The organism is Sphingobium limneticum (assembly GCF_008710155.1).
In the GTDB taxonomy this organism is placed as follows: domain Bacteria; phylum Pseudomonadota; class Alphaproteobacteria; order Sphingomonadales; family Sphingomonadaceae; genus Sphingobium; species Sphingobium limneticum.
Map to the genome: position 1 here is coordinate 254,630 of NZ_VYPZ01000005.1, position 19,019 is coordinate 273,648.

Here is a 19,019-nt window from a genome sequence, read left to right on the forward strand (position 1 = left end):
CGGCGACGTCCGGGAAGGTCCAGCAAGCAGCTGGTTTTACAGCATTTTTTCAGTGAAAATCGCCAAATGAAATCCGGGCTCATCCACCCGAATCCATCGACAGCACCATCAGTTTGATGGTGTTTTTGATGGTGCCGGAGAGCCCCTTTGGAGCTGGCACCATCATGGCACTGAATCACATCCAGATCACCAACGCCAAACCCCGGGACAAGGCCTATAAACTGGCCGACGCCGATGGGCTGTATCTCGCCGTCCAGACGAACGGCACGAAACTCTGGCGCATGAACTACCGATACCTCGGTCGACAGAAGACGCTCTATTTCGGCGCGTGGCCCGAGGTAGGGATAGCTATGGCGCGCCAGCAGCGCGCCGCAGCAAAGGAGCAGATCGCCGCCGGGCTCGATCCCGCCGCCGAGAAGCGGAGCGACACACTTGCGCGCAAGGTGGCCGCAGACAACACGTTCAAGACGATCGCCGAGGAATGGGTGGTGAAGAATGAGCGGGAGGGGCGCGCGCCGATCACGCTCGACAAGATTCGCTGGCTGCTCGGCATGGCCTATCCCATGATCGGCAGCTTTCCTGTCTCAAAGATATCGCCGCAGGAAGTCCTGGCCGTGCTGCGCAAGGTGGAGGCGACCGGCCGCTACGAAAGTGCGCGCCGGATGCGCAGCGTGCTCAGTCGGGTTTTTCGCTATGCGATCGCGACTGCTAGGGCGGATCGCGATGTCGCGGCCGACCTACGTGGCGCGCTCATCACTCCGAAGGTCCGGCATCTCGCCGCGATCACGACGCCCAGAGAGGCTGGCGCGCTCCTGCGCGCAATCGACGGCTACACAGGTCACGAAATCACCGCGATCGCTCTGCGGCTGTCGCCCCACCTGTTCGTCCGGCCGGGCGAGTTGCGCAAGGCAGAGTGGGAGGAAATAGATATGCAAGCCGCCATCTGGTCGCTTCCGGCGGAAAAGATGAAAATGCGCCGTCCGCACCGTGTATCGCTGTCGCAACAGGCGCTGGCGCTACTGGAGGAACTTCGTCCGCTGACAGGCGACGGAAGGTATCTTTTCCCGTCGTTCCGGTCACCACGCCTGTGCATGTCGGAAAACACAATCAACGCGGCGCTGCGTCGACTGGGCTATAGCCAGGAGGAAATGACGGCGCACGGTTTTCGGGCGATGGCTGCGACCCTGCTCAACGAGATGGGCATCTGGAACCCGGACGCCATCGAGAAGCAGCTCGCCCACCTGGACAGCTCAATGGTGCGCCGTGCTTACACTCGCGGTGAATATTGGGATGAACGCGTCCGCATGATGCAGCACTGGTCCGACTATCTCGACCAGTTGCGGGACGGCGCAAGGATCCTGCGGCCGAACTTTGGTAAAGGCAGAGGCACGCCGGGCTAGGCGCCGGTCAGGGCTTTCAGGCTTTTATATGGGATCAGCGTGGATCGCCCTACCTTGACGGTTTCCAGATCACCGGACTGAATCAGCTCGTAGAGACGTGAACGGCTGATACCGGTGAGCTGGACCGCCGTAGAGATGCGGACCGTCAGAGGCTCTATGAGGACGGCTCCGCCTTGGGGAGCGTTACTGTGCATCATAGATCACCGTTTCGTCCTGTTTCGCGCAAAGCTCCTGTCACTTTCGAGGAAGGCAGCGAGCATGGCAGGGATCAGCTCGGCAACCGGCTCGTCACGACCATAGGTCGTTGCGTAGAGCGCAGCATAGTCGATCAAGGCTTGATGGAGGTCCGGCATGACAGCAATGCTGAGCTTGACCGGATTGCGATCGGGAAGCTGGGGCAATTTGAGGTCGGTCATTTCAGTGCTCCTTCTCTCGCCAGGGTGCGAGAATGAGATCCTTGTGCACAACCAGCCGAACGGCCGCGCCGGGGCGGACCGTGATGGTCGGTTGGATTTGCAGGTTGCGGGATGTGATCTGGTCTCCGGCGCGGGACACATTTTGCTGCGTGGATTCACGGATCGCCTGAACGAGATCGCTCTCTCCGGAGAAAGTGACGTTCGCCCCCACGCCAAGTAATGTCGAAATCGCGACGCCCTTGAGCAGCGTCCAGGTGTGGAGATCGACCTTGTCGGCAAGTCCGGCATAGCCTGAAGGGTCCGTCGCGGGCACGTTGTCGAGCCGGATCGAACTGCCGTCCGGCAGGATGATCCGCTGCCACACTACCAGCGCGCGCTTCTGTCCAAAAGCGACCACGCTGTCGTAGCTGCCGATCAGCCGCGCGCCCTGCGGAATGAGAAGAATGCTGCCCGTCGCGCTGTCGAAGACCCGCTCGGTTACCTGGGCAGTAACAAGGCCGGGGAGGTCGGACCTGAGTCCCGTAATTAGGCTCGCCGCGATGACGCTGCCAGCGGACAGCATGTCCGGCGACGCCGGTGGGCTCAGCCGATGCTCGTTGACATCGCCGCCAGTGTCGCGCGCCGCGACGAAGTTGGCCTTGCGCTGCTGCGCATTAGGATCACGATCAGGATCAATCGCGAGCCGCGCCTGCTCCGTAGCTGCTGCCGGGGGAGAAGATAGTGTCGCATCAGCGACCCGGGTCGGATCGTTGCGAATGCCAGATTGCACCAGTAATCCAGATTCCCGCGCCGCCCTCAACTCCGCAGCCCGTCGATCCCGTTCGGTTTCGGCGGTCTGGTCGGCGCGACCGGCTTCGCCGCTCGCAGGCTCCATGCCCATCGCACGCTGATGATTGAGGATGGGTCGGCCAAGATCGCCCGGTAGGGGCGGCCCGAGTTTGGGCACGTCTCCATAGCTGCCTGGCAAGCGGCTCAATGTATCGGTCGGCGCCTTCGCCGCGACCGTCTGGTCGTTGGCTTGTCCAGCGAGGTGCAGCGCGGACGGCCGCAGCGCGACCCAGGCTGTCGCGATCAGGCTGACCGAACCAAGCGCCGCGATCACCACCACGGCGCCCCGCTTGAATCGGATCGCCCGCGCCGGCTGGGCGCGAAGCGCCAGCGTTTCCGGATCAACCTTGCTCGGTGCGGCGGTGGTCTCGGGTCCCGCTGGGGCTGCCGCCTCGCCGGTCATGATCCCCTCCCCTCGTGCGAGCCTTCCGCCACCCGACTAATGCGGACAATCTGCTGGTGCTTCGTGCCGAGGCGAAGTTCGGCGACGTCGAAGATGCGATCGACGACATAGAAGCGGCCCTTCACGCGATAGTTGACGAGCTGGGCCTCGCCTTTCCTATCCACCAGAAAAATCGGCGGTGCCTCGCCCACGGCCAGCGTTGCCGGAAATTCGATGAATGTCTGCCGCCCGTCGTCAAAAGCACGAAGCGGCCGCCAAGCCGGTTGATCACCCGAGACGGCATAGTTGAAATGGAGTTGCTCGACCTCAATGCCGGCCGCCACGGCAGCCGTCTCCTGGGACGCTGCGGCGGCGCGCTTCAGTGCGATCAATGCATCATGGGGATAGGTCCAGGAAAGTGCGGCCATCGCCGTCGTCATCCCGCTGGTCAGCGCGATATGATAGCTGCGCCGGTCGGTGGTGATGACCAGGTTGGTGGACAGGCCGGCACTGAATGGCTTCACCAGTATATGGGTCTGCTTCTCCGTGCCCGACCCGCTGGTTGTATCGCCGATCACCCAGCGCACCGTGTCTCCGCTTGCCACGGCGACCAACGTCTCGCCCTGTTGCAGCGCAATGTCGGTCACCCTCTCCGGTGCGGTGATGGCTCGATAGATGGCGCCGTCGGTGAAAGGATAGACCTGGACGGCGTTGATGAACCCCTGCGCGGTCGGCTCGATCGTCGCCGCGCGGTTGGCGATGGCGACCGGCGCGACTTCGTGCGACGCGTTGCGGATCGGCGGACTCGCCCCTGCGCTGCCTGCGAGAAGGATGAAGCAAGGCGCCAGCAGCGTGGTTGTGAGAGTTCTAGTCATGGCTTGGTCTCCGTATTGACGGTCGGTTGAGCGGCAAGGTTCGGGTCGAGCGGCGAGCCGAGTGGCACGTTGCTGGGCGGTTGCGCGGTGCGCGCGGGAGCAGTCGACGCCGCGGGCTCGAGTTCGCGGCTCCAGTCGATCGCGTCGATGTAGATGCCGAGCGGGTTCTTCCGGAGCGTGTCGGTCGATACGGGCGGCTTCGTCAGGATCGTCAGGATACCGGTCCAGTGGGAGGAGCCAGCCTCGCTCCCACGCTCATAGGCCGTTTCGGTCCATTTCACCTGGAACGACCGGTCCGATGCCCGGACAACGCTGGTCACCTGGACCGACACGGTGCGCTCGCCGATCCTGGCGAAAGGGTCTGCGGCCCTGGCATAGTCGCCGAGAAACTGGCTCCCCCGCGTCGTGGTGAAGTCATAGGCCGAGAGCCAGTCGCGGCGCATCAGCACCGGGTCGAGCGAGACCCCACGCACATTCTCGATAAACTTCGCCAGATGCCAGGCGATCTGGGAATCGGTGGGGCGATAGCCCGCTTCGGCCTCGGTCACCGCCCGGGCCTCGCCCAGGCGATCGACCTCGACGACATAGGGCGTGACCCTGCTCTGCAGCGACTGCCAGATGAGCGCGCCCGACATGGCGGTCGACAACGACAGTGTGCCGAACGCCATCAATCGCCAGTTGCGGGCCTGGACACGGGCCGACCCGATGCGGTCATCCCAGACTTGGCCGGCGCGTTGATAGGGGGTCTCCGGCTCGGGCGTCTGCGCGTAGCGCTGGACGGCGCGCTTAAAGAACATGGGATATGAAGATCATGGCTCAATCTTCCCTTTCCTTGATATCTGGAGTGGCGGATGCGCCGCCGCGATCGCCTTCCTTCAATGTCTGGAGCGCAACGTGGCGGTGATGACGGGAGTCTTGTTGTCGGCGCAGCGACTGCGCCCAGGAGGGAGCGCCGTCGGCGGGGGCGTCCGCAGCCTGCCCGCCCGATCCAGCTCCACCGTTGAGTGCGGACCAGGCGGCGTCACGACCGCGCTCGGCGGCCTGGCCCAAGCCCAGCGCAGTCGATGCTTTCTGGCGGGCGGCGTTGCCTGCTGCCTGCGCCATGCCGCTGATGCCGGCGCCGACACTCGAAGATCCGGCCGCGGTCTGGCCAAGCTGGTATGAGGTAGAGGCCGCCGACCCCATCGTCGTGCCGGCCCGGATTGCACCGAGTGCTGCACCACCCGCGGCGCGAGCTGCCCCCATGGCGGCACCGCCGCCCAGCGCAACGATACCGGCTGCGCCGACCGTCGTGCCGACCGCTGCACCCGCGCCGAGCTGCGGGGCACCGGCGACAAGGCCCGAGGCAATGCCGGGACCGAAGATGCCGAGGCCGAACAGCGTGAGCGACGCCAGCACGAGGCTCATGGCCTGGCCGATGTCGGGTTCCTGGCCCTGCAGGGCAGCGGTGAACTCATTGAAGAAATTCGAGCCGATACCGACGATGACGGCGAGCACCATCACCTTGATGCCGGAACTGACCACGTTGCCCAGCACGCGCTCGGCGAGGAAGCTGGTCCGGTTCCAGAGCGCGAAGGGCACCAGCACGAAGCCGGCGAGCGTGGTCAGCTTGAACTCGACGATGCACACGAACATCTGCACGGCGAGGATGAAAAAGGCGATGATCACGATCACCCACGCGAACAACAGCACGATGATGGTCAGGAAATTGTCGAAGAAGCTGGTGAAACCCATCAGTTTCGACACCTGTTCGAGGAGCGGCCAGGCGGCCGAGAAACCTGTGCCAGCAAGGCGGCCGGGTTTCAGAAGATCGTCCGCCGAGAGCGTGCCGCCGCCCGCGGTCAGGCCGGCCGCCGCAAAGGAGTTGAAGATGATGTCGGCCAGGGTCGAGAAGCGGTTCAGGATGAAGGCGAACGCGCCGACATAGAGGATCTTGCGCAGGAAACGCCCGATCACGTCCTGCTCGCCGCCCATCGCCCAGAATAGTCCGGCAAGCGTGATGTCGATGCCGATCAGGGTCGTGGTCAGGAAAGCGACGTCGCCGCCCAGCAGCCCAAACCCGCTGTCGATGTAGCGGATGAAGGTCTGGAGGAACCGGTCGATGACGTTGAGGTCGTTCATGCGGAATGTCCTGATGGAAGAAGCCGCGGGGTCCGATCTGGGGAGCGGGACCGAACACCGCGGCGGCAGCGGCGAAGAGGCGAATTCCCCGCTGCCTGCGCGCCGGCTCGGGCCTATTGAGGGGTGTAGGCCGAGCCGGAACCGAGAAACTTGGTGGTCATGGCGCGGGCGTCGATCTCGGCATGCGCGCGGCGCGCCTGCTCGACCGCCTGCGCCCGATATTGCGCCGCCATCAGGTTCTGGATCTGGAACTGTTGCTTGGCGGTCAGTGCGAGCAGCTGGTTGGTCGCCTGTTGCGCTTGCAAAGCGCCCTCGGCGCCCTGGCTCCGCGATACGATGCTACCCAGGGTCTGCGCGTCAGCCTGGACATTCTCGACGACCTGCGCCTGCACGCCCATCGTCTGTTTGTAGGCCGTCATCTCGGTATCGAGCCGGGTCCGCGCGGCAACAACCTGGCCGTTCATGGTCAGCGCCTGGTTGAAGCTCTGGGGAAAGAGCTGGCGGAATTGCTGGTCGAGACCGTCGACACGAAACTGGATACCCTGCGCCTGTCCCATCAACTGGTCGATCTGCTGAAGCGTCTGGGTGATCGCCTGGATCTCGGGGAAGCCAATCGTGGTAAGATTTTTCGCTTGGTTGACCAAGCTCTGTGCCTGGTTCTGAAGCGAGCGGATCTGGTTGTTGACCTGCTGAAGGGTTCGGGCGGCGGTAAGCAGATTCTGGCTGTAATTGCTTGGATCGAACACGGTGAGCTGCGCATGAGCGGGCGCACTCGGCACGATGAGCGCGCCAAGCGAACCGATGGTGCCAGCCCCGAGCGCGGTCGCGATCAGATATTTGCGGGTTGGGATACGCATGATATTTTACTCCTTGGCTTGGGGGACGGGAAAGTCGGCGAGGAGGCTGGCGGCCCAATCGAGCCCGCTTCCTTCAAGGAAGCGGGTCGCGAAATCCTCCGGGCCATGCTCGGCCAGCAGGGCGTCGATCCGCGTCTGAGTCACAGGATCGGATGCGCCGCACAGGGCGAGCGCAATCGGACCGAGGCCCAGTTCGAACAGGCGATTCCCGCGTGCGGATTGCAGGTAATAATGCCGCTTTGGCGTGGCGCGACTTACCAGTTCGATTTGCCGGTCGTTGAGGCCGAACCGCTCATAGGCGGCGCGGGACTGCGGTTCGATCGCGCGGTCGTTGGGCAGCAATATGCGCTGCGGGCAGCTTTCGATGATGGCGGGCGCGATGCTGCTGTCGGCGATGTCGGCGAGACTCTGGGTCGCGAACAGCACCGCGACATTCTTTTTGCGCAGCGTCTTCAGCCATTCGCGGATGCGCGCGGCGAAAAGCGGATGGTCGAGGAAGATCCAGGCCTCGTCGAGCACCAGCAGCGTTGGCCGACCGTCGAAACGCTCCTCGAGCCGGTGGAACAGGTAGGTCAGCACCGGGGCGACCACGCCGGCCTGTCCCATCAGCGACTCGGTCTCGAAGCATTGGACGTCGGCAAGGGCAAGATTCTGCTCGGCCGCGTCGAGGAGCCGACCATAGGGGCCGTCGAGCGTATAGGAGGTGAGTGCGGTGCGCAGCGCATTCGATTGGAGCAGCATGGCGAGCCCGGTCAGGGTGCGCTCCTCGGGCGGTGCCGATGCGAGACTGCCCAGCGCCGACCAAACTGCATCCTTCACTTCGGGCGTGACGACCACCTTTTCGTGCGCCAGCAGCGCCGCGATCCATTCCGCTGCCCAACTGCGTTCGCTTTGATCATCGATGCGGCGGAGCGGCTGGAACGCGAGGGCGTCACCGCTGTCCGCGCCAAGCCCGAGGGCATGATGCGCGCCGCCCATCGCCAGGACTGCCGCACGCGCCGAATAGCCCTTGTCGAAGATATAGAGCTGGGAGCCGGGATAGCGCCGGAATTGGAGTGCGATAAGCGCCAGCAACACCGACTTGCCCGCGCCAGTCGGGCCGACGACGAGCATATGCCCGACATCGCCGACATGTGTGGAAAGGCGAAACGGGGTCGATCCGCTGGTCTGGGCGTAGAGCAACGGCGGTCCGCCGAGATGGTGGTTGTCCGTCGGTCCTGCCCAGACCGACGAAAGCGGCATGAGATGGGCGAGGTTTAGTGTATGGACCAGCGGCTGGCGCACATTGGCGTAGGCCTGGCCGGGCAGCGACGACAGCCACGCTTCGACCGCGTTGACGCCCTCGCGCTTCGCCGTGAAGCCGAGGCCATTGACGATCCGCTCGACCGCGCGGACCTTGTCCTCGGCGCTGGTGCGGTCGACGTCCGACACCGTGATTGTCGTCGTCAGATAGCCGAAGGCGACGTGATCGCCGCCAAGCGCCTGCAGCGCGAGATCGGCATCGACGACCTTGTTGTCGGCGTCGGTGTCGAGAAGCTGGACCGGCTGGTTGTACATCACCTCGCGCAGCAGTGCTGTGATCGACTTACGCTTGTTGAACCATTGCCGGCGGATCTTCGTCAGCGCCTTGGTCGCATCGGTCTTGTCGAGCGCTATGAAACGCGTGACCCAGCGGTAGCCGAAATCCGATAAGTTGAGCGCGTCGAGGATGCCGGGCCGGCTGAGGTTCGGGAATCCCAACACCGTCAGGGTTCGCAGATGGCGGTCTCCAAGCTTGGGCTCCAACCCGCCGACCAGCGGCGTATCGGCGAGCAGCGCATCAAGATAGATCGGTGTCTCCGGCACGGCGACCGGATGGCGGCGGCTGGAAACGGTGCCGTGGAGATAGGTCAGCGTCTCGGCGTCGCTTAAGGGCCGCACCTCGGGCATGAAGCCCGACAGGAGGTCGAACACACGATCGGTCTCGGCGATAAAACCGGCGAGGCTGGCGTGCCAGTCCCGGCCCTTCGCGTCGTCAGGCCGCTCGACCAGCGTCCGTCCCGCCGCATCGCTGCTGTCCGCGGGTGGCAACCAGACCAGCGTGCCGTGAAAGACACTCTCGAAATGCTGGCCCTCGGCTTCGAACCCAGCACGCCGCTCCTGCTCGACCAGCCAGGACGCTGCGTCGGGAAAGGCACTCTCGGGATAGCCGAGCGCCTCACGCCGTTCGGCCTCGAAGAACAAGGCCCAGCCCGAGCCAAGCCGTTTGAGGACGTTGTTCGCCCGGGCGCAGGCCGACACCAGTTCCGCTTCCGTCGCGCTTTCGAGATCAGGACCGCGAAAGGCGAAGGACCGCATGAAGCTGCCGTCCTTGTTGAGGATAATGCCGGGTGCGACCAGCGCGGCCCAGGGCAGATGGTCGGCCAGCCGGTCGGCGCGCGACCGGTATTCCGCTAGGTTCAGCATGCCAGATATCCTTTCTGGCGCAGATGGCGGAGCAGCACCGGCACGAAGTCCGGGTCGCGACGGGCCGCGAACACCGCGATGCTGTGGCCAATCGCCCAGATGCCGATCCCGACCACCCATTGCTGCAGGCCCAGCCCGACCGCGGCGGCGATCGTGCCGTTGACGATCGCGATGCCCCGAGGGGCGCCACCAAGCAGGATGGCTTGCCCCAGGCTGGCGTGGATAGGCGCCTCGAATCCAGCAACATGACCGTTGTCGATGTGGCTCATGCGACGAGCGCTCCCCCGCCGAAGCTGAAGAAGGACAGGAAAAAGCTCGACGCCGCGAACGCAATCGATAGGCCGAAGACGATCTGGATGAGCTTGCGGAAACCGCCGGACGTCTCGCCGAATGCGAGAGCGAGCCCCGTGGAAATGATGATCAGAACCGCGACGATCTTTGCGACTGGTCCTTGGACCGACTCCAGTACCTGCTGGAGTGGTTCTTCCCACGGCATACCCGCGCCGCTGGCATAGACGCGGCTGGTCATGGTGATAGACAGGCCGAGCACCAGCCCGGTGAGAAAGAAGCGGTCGCGGTTGGAAATACGAACGATAGTCATGTCAGTCTCCTTCAAAGTCGTGGTTGGGGTCTGGGAAGAGATCGACGACGGCATAGCCGCCATCGGGGTCGAGGCCCGCGACGCAGGCGATCGTCTCGATCCGCCGCGCGGTGCCGCGGCCGGCGATGAAGACGATGATGTTGATCGCCTCGGCGACCAGGTGGCGCGGCACGATGACCACGGATTCCTGGATGAGCTGCTCGATCCGGTAGAGCGCGGAAGCGGCGCTGTTCGCATGGACGGTCGCGATTCCGCCAGGATGGCCGGTGTTCCAGGCCTTGAGCATGTCCAATGCTTCGCCGCCCCGGACCTCGCCGACAATGATGCGATCGGGTCGAAGGCGCAGCGTCGAGCGCACGAGATCGCCCATGGTGACGGCGGTGTTCTTGTCAGATGAGCTTGGCCGGGTCCTGAGCGCCACGGTGTCACGCGCCGGCGATTGCAGCTCGCGGGTATCCTCGATCAGGATCACCCGTTCGTCGAGATCCGCCATCTCGGCCAGCAACGCGTTGGCGAGCGTGGTCTTACCCGAACTGGTCCCACCCGCGACGAGGATGTTGCGGCGATCGACGACGGCGACCGATAGCAGGCGCGCGGCCTCCGCCGACATAATGCCGTCGGTCACATAGTCCTTCAGCGTGTAGATGCGGGCGGCAGGTTTTCGGATAGAAAAGCACGGGGCGGTCGAAACGGGCGGCAGGATTCCCTCGAACCGCTCCCCGGCGCCAGAACCAAGTGGCGGCAGTTCGGCCGACACGATGGGTTTGTCGCCATGGACTTCGGATCGGACATGGGATGCCACCAGCCGAATGATCCGCTCGACTTGGGCCGGATCGAGCTTCACGTCGGTATCGACACGGCCTTCGCCGAGAATGTCGACCCGCAGCGCACCGTCGGGATTGACCATGATCTCGATCACACGGCTGTCGGAAAGCGCGGCGGCAATCGCCGGTCCCATTGCGGTGCGCAGCATGGCACGGCGGCGTTCCGCGGAGACGCTTGTCGTCTGGGCGGACATCATGATGTGCCTCCGTCGGATTCGACGGGTGCCAGCGTGCGCTTGCCGCCCGCTATCTGGCGACCGACCTGGGAGACGAACGCCTCGAACCGGTCACGCCCGATGGCGCGGGCCGCGGCATCGGCTTCGGGTAATGGCGCCGTCACCATCAGCTGATAGCGGACGAACAGCGACAGGCTTTCAAGTAGCACATCGATGTCGCGTCGTGCGCCTGCGAGCTCGCGTGTCAGACGGTCGAGGCGAACCTTCAGAAGGTCGTCGACTTCCTTGGTCCCCCGGCGCGCCAGCCAATCCTTCAGTGCGTCGTTGACGAGGTGGCTCTTGTTGCCGCGTGGACCGGCGGCGAGAGCCTCCAGCGAGTCGCTGAGTTCGCGGTCGATATAGAGATTCTGTCGGATTTTCATCGCTGCCTCAAAAGTCCGGTATGAGGTCGCGCTTCGCGCCCTCGTTGATGGCATGGCCCCGCACGATGGCGTTCTGCCCTTGCGCCTGGTCCATGGCGCGCTTGTCGGCGGCGACATCATCGTCGTCGGGCACGATCTGGGGATCGCGCGTTTCGGCGGGGTCGGTTGCCTTGGAGACCTGTTCGGGAAGGCCGGGATGGCGCTGTTGCTGCATGCCGCCATCGTCCTCGCCACCCGCGGCATCCTCGGCCTGGTGCAGGCGGGCGTCGATGCCGCGCACCTGATCGAACCAGTCGTCGCCGCGCGGCTTCGGCCGATCGGCATATTGACCCGATGCCAGCACCGGCGCCGGTGCCACGCGCGCAGCGAAATTGCGGTCGCGGAAATAGCGCAATTTGCGCGCCCGGATCGGCGCGAGACCGGACACCAGCACAAGCTCCTCATCGGGCGAAAGCTGCATCACCTCGCCCGGCGTCAGGAGCTGGCGGGCGGTTTCCTGGCGGCTGACCATGACGTGCGCCAGCCAGGGCGCGAGCCGGTGCCCGGCATAGTTGCGCATGGCGCGCTGCTCGGTCGCGGTGCCGAGCGCATCGGAAATGCGCTTGGCGGTGCGCTCGTCATTGGTCGCGAAAGCGACACGGACATGGCAGTTGTCGAGGATAGCGTTGTGATCGCCATACGCCTTCTCGATCTGGTTGAGGCTCTGCGCGATCAGGAAGGCGCGAATGCCGTAGCCGGCCATGAAGGCAAGGCTGGTCTCGAAGAAATCGAGACGCCCCAGCGCCGGAAACTCGTCGAGCATCATCAGGAGTTGGTGCCGGCGCGATGATGTACCGGGCTGGTCCAGTCGCTCGGTGAGACGGCGGCCGATCTGGTTAAGCACGAGGCGGATCAGCGGCTTGGTACGGCTAATGTCCGATGGTGGGATGACGAGATAGAGTGACAGCGGTTGGTCGGCCTCGATGAGGTCGGCGATCCGCCAGTCGCAGCGCGACGTGACCTCGGCGACGGTCGGATCGCGATAGAGGCCAAGGAAGGACATGGCGGTTGACAGCACGCCGGACCGCTCGTTCTCACTCTTGTTGAGCAGCTCGCGCGCGGCGGAGGCGACAACTGGATGCACTCTGGGGTTCTTGTCATCGCCGAGATGATTGGTGGTCATCATCCGGCGGAGCGTGGCGACGAAGCTGCGCTGTGGGTCGGACAGGAAGGTCGCGACGCGGGCCAGTGTCTTTTCCTCCTCGGCATAGAGCATGTGCAGGATCGCGCCGACGAGCAGCGAATGGCTGGTCTTTTCCCAGTGATTGCGGCGTTCGAGCGCGCCTTCGGGATCGACCAGGATGTCGGCGATGTTCTGAACGTCGCGCACCTTGTCGATGCCGCGCCGGACTTCGAGCAGCGGATTGTAATGCGCCGACGCGGCGTCGGTCGGGTTGAACAGCAGGCAGTGCGAGAAGCGCGCACGCCAGCCAGCGGTCAGCGTCCAGTTCTCGCCCTTGATATCGTGGACGACGGTGGATCCGGTCCAGGACAGCAAGGTCGGAACGACGAGGCCAACGCCTTTGCCCGAGCGGGTCGGCGCGAACGCCATGATGTGTTCGGGGCCATCATGGCGAAGATAGCGTCCACCGAGCGTGCCGAGCATGACGCCGGCGTCGCGATGCAGGCCGGCGCGTTCGATCTCGCGGGGGCTTGCCCAGCGGGCCGAACCATAGGTGGTGACATTGCTCGACTGGCGCGCGCGCCACAGCGAACCGAAGATCGCTGCCGCGCAGCCGATAAAGCCGCTGGCGCCGGCGAGCATGCCCGCCTTGTCGAAGACGATCGGGGCATAGGCATCATAGTGATACCACCAGCCGAAGAGCGCCCAGGGATGGTAGATTGGCATAGTGCCGAGCCGGAACCACGGCAGGCCGAGTTCGGGCTGGTAGGCGAGCATCGCCGCCGCCCACTGCGTCGCGGCCCATACCCCTGCGATCACGATTGCGAAGACGACAAGGATCTGGCCGATAAGCAATTTTGTGGGTGTCATGTCGAGGCTCCCGCCCGCCGGACAGGATCGGCTCGGGCGGATTCAGACTCGGTGATAGGCTCGAAAAACGGAACGGTGTTGATGGGCGCAGATGGGCTCGCCCCGGTTCAGATAGGCTTTTGGAGAAAAAACCGGAAGTTGGTGAAGCGAAGCAGCCGTCGAGCGATTCCGGTCAGAGGCCGGCGTCGTTCCTAAGCGCTTCGAGGCGCTCGCCCGAGACGATCGCCACGATGTCGCGAAGAGATCTGACCGACTGCGACAGCGCGTCTAGGTCGTCATTGGCGATCTCATAGCTGGCCGAATAACGCGCCTCGACATAGGCGCGCTTGAGTAATTCGAAGCGGCGGCGCTCGAACCGGGCAGCACGCGGCCATGCCTTGATCAGGCGAGCTTCGCTGTCCTCTGCAAGCGACCGCAGGAATTTGATGTTGTGCGAACGGGGGAAGTAGAGGGTGCGGACGAGAAGGAAACAGGCGTAAGCCGTTTCCGTTGCTTGGTGAAGGTTGAAAGCAGCCTTTCGGCTCCAATCCGGCTCCTGTGACGTCCGCGACACCGAATATTCGGCAAGCTCGATCCATTGATCAAGGGACCTGAGCTGGTCGCGGAAGTAACAGCTCGCCATTTGATAGGCATCGGCGGCAGTCAGCGGTTGGGGCGTGGCGAGCGCATTACCAGGCAATTCGTAGAGAATAATTCCGTCGCGCGCGATATCGACCCAGAAATATTCGCCGCGGCTCAGCGCCTGATTCACCTCCTGAAGAGTGTGGACGATGATGTTCACTGGTCGCCCAATGGCTGCGTCGCGCAGGATCTTGTCCTCGGCGATGTACCAATAGTCGGCGATATCGGTGAGATCGGGATGGCTGACGATGATCAACAGATCGTAGTCGGACTGGTAGCCATTCTCGGGCTCGTCGACCCAATCCTCACGCGCGTAGCTACCGAACAGGACGATCTTGAGGATGCTGCCGTTCTTCTTCCATGGCTGGGTCGCACGCGCGGTCGCCTCGGCGAACTCGCCCATCAGCAAGTGCTTCACGCGGTCCAACTCGCCTTGCTGGACCGAGGGCAGATGATCGATGGCGTCCTTCATGCAAGCGATTCTCGTTAGAAAGCCAAATCTTAGCAACCCTCAATTTCCAGCCATCGTCGCGCGGCTAACCGCCCGCGCATCCAAACGCTTACTGTGAGACGCCTACGATCGCTAATTAAATGCCCTTACCTTGGCCAATCGTTATTTAAGTGAACGAGCTTTCACTTAAATAGGCTGAACGGTTAGATCCTCGAAATCCCGGTCGTCACAGTCTTTTGGGCAGCAAAGTCAGAACGGATTGCTTTTTGTTCACCCATGCGGCGGCAACTGGATTGCGCCATGCTATTATGTCATGAATGCGTTGGTACCCATCGGCCACGCTGCGCGTGAATATCGGCTCATGACGGACGATTTGGTTCCGTAATCGCCTGATCGACTGGAGGTTATTATGAGCAGTCTCGCGGCACTGGCTGATGAACTGATTTGTTGGCGCACCGGGAAAGCACGTTCGGAAGTGGACGTTCCAAATCCGGTTGTCTTGGCCTCGGGTGAAGATATTTTCCCAAAAGGCGAATTTAAGATGGGCGACGATTTTGCTGGTTGTCGGCAATCCAGCCGCACGGCGGATAAGGTCCGACGTCGGATTATAGTCGAATTGTCGCTTTGGGCGTAAAAAGGCTGCGGATAGCCAAGACCTATTGTAAAGTGAGCGGACGAGAACCTAATCGCTACGACCATCAGCAAACCTATCAGAACCGCAGCGAAGAGGAAAAATCGCTGAAGCTATTTATGACCACAATTGGGACATTCGCGACTGTCGGCTTCGGAACGCCGAAGCGGCGATAGCGGACGCAGAGAACAAGCGACCTTACGGCCCTTTGACGCCGCCACACTGACCCTGTCCCGGAAGATGCCAGCAGCAGGGAGAGCGGGAGATGACGGATCTCGTGGAGCCAAAGATTGTTTTATGCGTGGAACAACGATAAACCTGCCAGGAGTTTTTTGGGGGGCTATCGATTTCCCTGAAGTTTCACGGCGTTGCCGTAACGAGACAGCGCGAGTGTTGATGATGAAATCGTTTGGTACAGTCAGGATTGCGATAGGGGTGTGACGACAGCCACGCATCTCGTCGCGCTGCTCCAGAGCCATTTCGATGGCGACGACGAACAATTCTATACTGTTGCCATGCAAGCTGCCGCGAACGAAGCGCGTCGCGGCCACGGCAAACTTGCGCAGCAGTTGCGGGACATGCTCGATCAGGCCCGCGAAAGCCAGAAGCGGCCAGCGCGTGGCAAGACGATCCCCTTGGTCCAGCCAAAGGGCGATCTCGCTAATTTGGTTGCGGCCAGATATGTCGATACACGCCTGTCGAGCATGGTGCTCCCTGAAGAACTGCATGAGCGGCTGCGCCGTGTGCTAGTGGAGCAGCGGCAACAGCATAGATTGCGCCAGCATGGCCTCCAGCCACGTCGCAAGCTGCTGCTGATCGGCCCCCCAGGCGCTGGCAAGACGATGACGGCCGCCGCTATGGCAGGCGAACTCAAGATGCCGCTGTTCACAGTGCTGCTCGATGGTCTTCTGACCAAATTTTTGGGTGAGACTGCTTCGAAGCTGCGGGTTGTGTTCGAAGCGATGGCCGAAACACGCGGCGTCTATTTCTTCGATGAGTTCGATGCGATCGGCTCACGCCGCAGCGAGCGCAACGATGTCGGCGAGATTCGCCGCGTGCTCAATTCCTTTCTCCAGTTCCTGGAAGAGGACGAGAGCGAGGGGCTCATCGTCGCAGCCACCAATCATCCCGAACTGCTCGATCCGGCCTTGTTTCGCCGGTTCGACGATGTGATTGAATATACGCTACCAAGCGATGCCGTCGCCCAGGCTATTCTCGAAAGCAGATTGGCGCTTTTCGATACGGTCGGAGTGGAATGGCCGTCGATCGTCGGTGAAGCGGCCGGCCTCAGTCAGGCGGAATTGGCGCGTATCGCCAATGAAGCCGCCAAATATGCGCTGCTCGATGATCGCGAACGGATAACGAACATCGACCTCCTCCAGGCAGTGAGTGAGCGCAAGGCGGCGGCACGCGGATAATATGGCTGACGAGCCGGCAAGGCCTCATTCCCACTTCTATTGGCCTGCGTCGGGGAACTCGGCGAATTATACCGCTTACCCGCCAAAGGGTAGCGGATCGGTCGCACCCGAACGAGACCGAGCAACGCATGCCCAGCAACTGACGCAGGCACTGACCGAAGTGGTCGCGGCGGGCGAGACGCTGCTTGCAAGCCGTGACCCGCAGATCGCGTCCGGGACACCGGGTTTCTACATCGAGTTCATCCTGCCGTCCGGACAGGCTCAGATGGTCGACAAGCTGGAGCGCAAGGGGAAGTTTCCCATCGAGCTAGTGAGCGTTCAGCCCGCCGATGAGCAGCATGTCGCAGCAACGGTCTTCGTGCCCGAATCCCAGCGCGGCTATTATCTCGGCAAGGTTGAGGCCTACGGGACGCAGGATAACGTCAAGGTCAAGACCTTGGACGACGGCAGTGTCGTGGAAACGCGCAAGCCCAAGAATGAGCGCTTGGTCGCATCTATAGAGACTGCCCGGCTTGCTGTGGCCCGCTCCTTCTATACTGACGCTGCGGACCTCTTCCCCGCTCCCAATTTGAAAGCATGGTGGGAGGCCTGGCTACGCAAGGGCACGCGCGCGCAATTTGAGGCTGCCGCGCAGACGCTTGGCCTTCCGCTCCGTGAAACCGTGCTTGAATTCGCCGAACGCGAGGTTCGCATTGTTCATGCCTCGGCCGAGGATCTGGGGCGGATTATCGCAAACACCGAGACCGTCGCGGAATTGCGGATGGCGCGCGACACGCCGGCCTTCTTCATGGAGATCGATGGCGCCGAGCAGCACCTTTGGTCGGACGATCTGGCGGGGCGGCTCGATCCATGTGATGCTGATGCCCCTGCTGTCTGTCTGCTCGATTCCGGCACTACTATCAGCCATGCCCTGATCGCCCCGCTGCTCAGCCCGGCTGACCAGCAAGCCTGTGAAGCTGGATGGCATGGTGAGGATGTAAGCCTGCAAGGCCATGGTGGGCACGGTACGCAGCTATCGGGTATTGCCCTTTACGGCGATCTCACGGACATATTGGCCAGCGCTGGTCAAGTTACGGTGCGCCACCGCCTCGAATCCGTGAAAATCCTGCCCGATCATGGCGCCAACGACCCTGACCTGTACGGGGCGATCACAGCGCGGGCCATCGCACGCGCTGAAATCACTGCACCGACCCGACCCCGTGCCATCTGCCTGGCGGTGACAAGCCCTGGCGATCATTGGCGTGGGCGGCCATCATCATGGTCGGCCAAGCTGGATGCATTGGCATTTGGACGGGACGAAGTGCCCCGGATCATCACCGTGTCCGCCGGGAATATTCGCGAAGCTATCAATGCCGCCGACTATCCCGACCGGAACGACCTGATGCCGATCGAGAGTCCGGCCCAGGCATGGAATGCGCTGACCGTTGGTGCATTCACCGAAAAATCTGTCATCACAGACACCAGTTTTGCCGGATGGAATGCCCTTGCCAGTGTCGGAGACATTGCAGCTCGAAGCCGTACTTCCGTTTCCTGGCATCGCGACTGGCCGCTCAAGCCGGATGTGATGTTCGAGGGAGGCAACATCGGGATCGATCCGGCCAGCGGTATGGGCGATCATGTTGACGATTTGGCGCTGCTGACGACCTATCGCAAACCGACCGAGCGGCCATTTACCACTACAGGCGACACGAGCGCAGCCACCGCGCTGGGCGCTCGAATGGCTGCGCAGATACTGGCAGAGAAACCGGCTTTGTGGCCGGAAACGGTGCGCGGGCTTATCGTGCATTCGGCCGAATGGACACCGGCCATGACCGGCTATCTCGGTACGCTCAATAGAACCAGCCTGGTTCGGCGCTACGGCTTCGGGGCGCCATCGCTGGTGCGTGCACTCGGTAGTCTCGACAATGACGTGACGATGGTTGTCGAGGACAGTCTCATCCCCTTCAAGATGGAGAAGGGAAAGGCCGTCACCGATCAGCTCATGGTGCATGAGTTGGTCTGGCCGAAGAAGAAGCTGGCCGAATTGGGCGAGGTTCTGGTGCAACTTCGCCTGACGCTAAGCTATTTTATTGAGCCCAATCCAGGCGAGCGCGGCCAGTCCCGCCGGCACAGTTATGCTAGCCATGGGTTGCGCTTCGCGCTCAAGCCCGCAGACGAAAAAGCGGACGTGTTCCTGCGCCGCATTACGTCGGAGGCTGGCCCGCGTCCTCCTGCACGGCAGGCCTCCGACACCGGGTGGACGATCGGGCCGCAACTGCGCCATCGTGGTTCGCTCCATGCCGATATCTGGGAAGGCACCGCCGCCGATCTCGCGGAGCGCAACAGCATCATCATCTACCCGACAGGTGGCTGGTGGCGGGAGAATCTCGCGCAAGACCGGGTCGGAGAACCCGCGCGCTACAGCTTGATTGCGAGCATCCGAGCCGCTGATGGGATCGATCTGCGGACTGAAATCAGCGCCCAGATTGCTCCTGAAATTACGGGCGAAGCGGTGATTGAGGTCTGATTTTACAGGGCCC

At 62.8% G+C, this 19,019-nt stretch carries 18 protein-coding genes; 4 read left to right on the forward strand and 14 right to left on the reverse strand.

The window, feature by feature from the left end:
• The first annotated feature begins 164 nt into the window (after positions 1-164).
• Positions 165-1,400 carry a tyrosine-type recombinase/integrase gene (locus F4U94_RS09050; protein WP_120252220.1) on the forward strand — a complete coding sequence of 412 codons (1,236 nt, stop codon included), beginning with the start codon at positions 165-167 and terminating at the stop codon, positions 1,398-1,400.
• Here F4U94_RS09050 and F4U94_RS09055 read toward each other — a convergent pair.
• The 14 genes from F4U94_RS09055 to F4U94_RS09120 all read right to left on the reverse strand — a co-directional run bounded on the left by F4U94_RS09055 (position 1,397) and on the right by F4U94_RS09120 (position 14,472).
• Positions 1,397-1,597, reverse strand: a complete 201-nt coding sequence (locus tag F4U94_RS09055) for a helix-turn-helix domain-containing protein (RefSeq protein WP_024018360.1) — start codon at positions 1,595-1,597, stop codon at positions 1,397-1,399. The genes F4U94_RS09050 and F4U94_RS09055 overlap by 4 nt on opposite strands.
• Positions 1,598-1,600: 3 nt before the next feature.
• A complete protein-coding gene (locus F4U94_RS09060; RefSeq protein ID WP_062731525.1) occupies positions 1,601-1,816 on the reverse strand; it encodes a DUF2274 domain-containing protein in 216 nt (71 codons plus the stop codon).
• Position 1,817: 1 nt separating this feature from the next.
• Complete coding sequence (locus F4U94_RS09065) at positions 1,818-3,047, reverse strand: TraB/TrbI/VirB10 family type IV secretion system protein (RefSeq protein WP_120251176.1); 1,230 nt, start codon at positions 3,045-3,047, stop codon at positions 1,818-1,820.
• Positions 3,044-3,901 (reverse strand): P-type conjugative transfer protein TrbG, encoded by an 858-nt coding sequence (gene trbG, locus F4U94_RS09070; protein WP_120251175.1) that lies wholly within the window; start codon positions 3,899-3,901, stop codon positions 3,044-3,046. The genes F4U94_RS09065 and trbG overlap by 4 nt, the downstream gene beginning before the upstream one ends.
• Positions 3,898-4,698 (reverse strand): conjugal transfer protein TrbF, encoded by an 801-nt coding sequence (trbF, locus tag F4U94_RS09075; RefSeq protein ID WP_120251174.1) that lies wholly within the window; start codon positions 4,696-4,698, stop codon positions 3,898-3,900. Before trbF ends, trbG begins: the two co-directional genes overlap by 4 nt.
• 19 nt (positions 4,699-4,717) lie before the next feature.
• Entirely contained in the window at positions 4,718-6,022 is a 1,305-nt protein-coding gene (gene trbL / locus F4U94_RS09080; RefSeq protein WP_120251173.1) for a P-type conjugative transfer protein TrbL, read from the reverse strand.
• Between the two features lie 113 nt (positions 6,023-6,135).
• The gene (gene trbJ / locus F4U94_RS09085) at positions 6,136-6,879 is read right to left on the reverse strand and encodes a P-type conjugative transfer protein TrbJ (protein WP_120251172.1); all 744 of its coding nucleotides are present in this window, start codon (positions 6,877-6,879) and stop codon (positions 6,136-6,138) included.
• Between the two features lie 6 nt (positions 6,880-6,885).
• Positions 6,886-9,324, reverse strand: coding sequence for a conjugal transfer protein TrbE (gene trbE, locus F4U94_RS09090; protein ID WP_120251171.1), 2,439 nt, complete (start codon positions 9,322-9,324; stop codon positions 6,886-6,888).
• On the reverse strand, positions 9,318-9,593 hold the full coding sequence (locus F4U94_RS09095; protein WP_120251170.1) for a VirB3 family type IV secretion system protein: 276 nt from the start codon (positions 9,591-9,593) through the stop codon (positions 9,318-9,320). The genes trbE and F4U94_RS09095 overlap by 7 nt, the downstream gene beginning before the upstream one ends.
• Positions 9,590-9,925, reverse strand: a complete 336-nt coding sequence (locus F4U94_RS09100) for a TrbC/VirB2 family type IV secretion system protein (protein WP_062731517.1) — start codon at positions 9,923-9,925, stop codon at positions 9,590-9,592. The genes F4U94_RS09095 and F4U94_RS09100 overlap by 4 nt, the downstream gene beginning before the upstream one ends.
• Before the next feature lies 1 nt (position 9,926).
• Complete coding sequence (gene trbB, locus F4U94_RS09105; RefSeq protein ID WP_425505072.1) at positions 9,927-10,946, reverse strand: P-type conjugative transfer ATPase TrbB; 1,020 nt, start codon at positions 10,944-10,946, stop codon at positions 9,927-9,929.
• On the reverse strand, positions 10,943-11,347 hold the full coding sequence (locus tag F4U94_RS09110; protein WP_120251169.1) for a CopG family transcriptional regulator: 405 nt from the start codon (positions 11,345-11,347) through the stop codon (positions 10,943-10,945). The genes trbB and F4U94_RS09110 overlap by 4 nt, the downstream gene beginning before the upstream one ends.
• 7 nt (positions 11,348-11,354) lie before the next feature.
• Positions 11,355-13,379 (reverse strand): conjugal transfer protein TraG, encoded by a 2,025-nt coding sequence (locus F4U94_RS09115; protein ID WP_120251168.1) that lies wholly within the window; start codon positions 13,377-13,379, stop codon positions 11,355-11,357.
• Between the two features lie 172 nt (positions 13,380-13,551).
• Positions 13,552-14,472, reverse strand: coding sequence for a HEPN domain-containing protein (locus F4U94_RS09120; RefSeq protein ID WP_120251167.1), 921 nt, complete (start codon positions 14,470-14,472; stop codon positions 13,552-13,554).
• A 388-nt stretch (positions 14,473-14,860) separates the two neighbouring features.
• On the opposite strand from F4U94_RS09120, the gene F4U94_RS09125 reads away from it, so the two are divergent.
• From F4U94_RS09125 to F4U94_RS09135, 3 genes are all read left to right on the forward strand, one after another.
• A complete protein-coding gene (locus F4U94_RS09125) occupies positions 14,861-15,085 on the forward strand; it encodes a hypothetical protein (RefSeq protein ID WP_145986239.1) in 225 nt (74 codons plus the stop codon).
• A gap of 575 nt (positions 15,086-15,660) precedes the next feature.
• Complete coding sequence (locus F4U94_RS09130) at positions 15,661-16,500, forward strand: AAA family ATPase (RefSeq protein ID WP_249042037.1); 840 nt, start codon at positions 15,661-15,663, stop codon at positions 16,498-16,500.
• Between the two features lies 1 nt (position 16,501).
• Positions 16,502-19,006, forward strand: a complete 2,505-nt coding sequence (locus F4U94_RS09135) for a S8 family peptidase (RefSeq protein ID WP_120251165.1) — start codon at positions 16,502-16,504, stop codon at positions 19,004-19,006.
• The last annotated feature ends 13 nt before the right edge of the window (positions 19,007-19,019 follow it).

What these genes read in the sequence shown, in the direction of transcription:
- F4U94_RS09050 (WP_120252220.1), top strand. Translation starts at nt 165, where the DNA reads ATGGCACTGAATCACATCCAGATCACCAACGCCAAACCCCGGGACAAG.
- F4U94_RS09055 (WP_024018360.1), bottom strand. Translation starts at nt 1,597, where the DNA reads ATGATGCACAGTAACGCTCCCCAAGGCGGAGCCGTCCTCATAGAGCCT.
- F4U94_RS09060 (WP_062731525.1), bottom strand. Translation starts at nt 1,816, where the DNA reads ATGACCGACCTCAAATTGCCCCAGCTTCCCGATCGCAATCCGGTCAAG.
- F4U94_RS09065 (WP_120251176.1), bottom strand. Translation starts at nt 3,047, where the DNA reads ATGACCGGCGAGGCGGCAGCCCCAGCGGGACCCGAGACCACCGCCGCA.
- trbG (WP_120251175.1), bottom strand. Translation starts at nt 3,901, where the DNA reads ATGACTAGAACTCTCACAACCACGCTGCTGGCGCCTTGCTTCATCCTT.
- trbF (WP_120251174.1), bottom strand. Translation starts at nt 4,698, where the DNA reads ATGTTCTTTAAGCGCGCCGTCCAGCGCTACGCGCAGACGCCCGAGCCG.
- trbL (WP_120251173.1), bottom strand. Translation starts at nt 6,022, where the DNA reads ATGAACGACCTCAACGTCATCGACCGGTTCCTCCAGACCTTCATCCGC.
- trbJ (WP_120251172.1), bottom strand. Translation starts at nt 6,879, where the DNA reads ATGCGTATCCCAACCCGCAAATATCTGATCGCGACCGCGCTCGGGGCT.
- trbE (WP_120251171.1), bottom strand. Translation starts at nt 9,324, where the DNA reads ATGCTGAACCTAGCGGAATACCGGTCGCGCGCCGACCGGCTGGCCGAC.
- F4U94_RS09095 (WP_120251170.1), bottom strand. Translation starts at nt 9,593, where the DNA reads ATGAGCCACATCGACAACGGTCATGTTGCTGGATTCGAGGCGCCTATC.
- F4U94_RS09100 (WP_062731517.1), bottom strand. Translation starts at nt 9,925, where the DNA reads ATGACTATCGTTCGTATTTCCAACCGCGACCGCTTCTTTCTCACCGGG.
- trbB (WP_425505072.1), bottom strand. Translation starts at nt 10,946, where the DNA reads ATGATGTCCGCCCAGACGACAAGCGTCTCCGCGGAACGCCGCCGTGCC.
- F4U94_RS09110 (WP_120251169.1), bottom strand. Translation starts at nt 11,347, where the DNA reads ATGAAAATCCGACAGAATCTCTATATCGACCGCGAACTCAGCGACTCG.
- F4U94_RS09115 (WP_120251168.1), bottom strand. Translation starts at nt 13,379, where the DNA reads ATGACACCCACAAAATTGCTTATCGGCCAGATCCTTGTCGTCTTCGCA.
- F4U94_RS09120 (WP_120251167.1), bottom strand. Translation starts at nt 14,472, where the DNA reads ATGAAGGACGCCATCGATCATCTGCCCTCGGTCCAGCAAGGCGAGTTG.
- F4U94_RS09125 (WP_145986239.1), top strand. Translation starts at nt 14,861, where the DNA reads ATGAGCAGTCTCGCGGCACTGGCTGATGAACTGATTTGTTGGCGCACC.
- F4U94_RS09130 (WP_249042037.1), top strand. Translation starts at nt 15,661, where the DNA reads ATGCTCGATCAGGCCCGCGAAAGCCAGAAGCGGCCAGCGCGTGGCAAG.
- F4U94_RS09135 (WP_120251165.1), top strand. Translation starts at nt 16,502, where the DNA reads ATGGCTGACGAGCCGGCAAGGCCTCATTCCCACTTCTATTGGCCTGCG.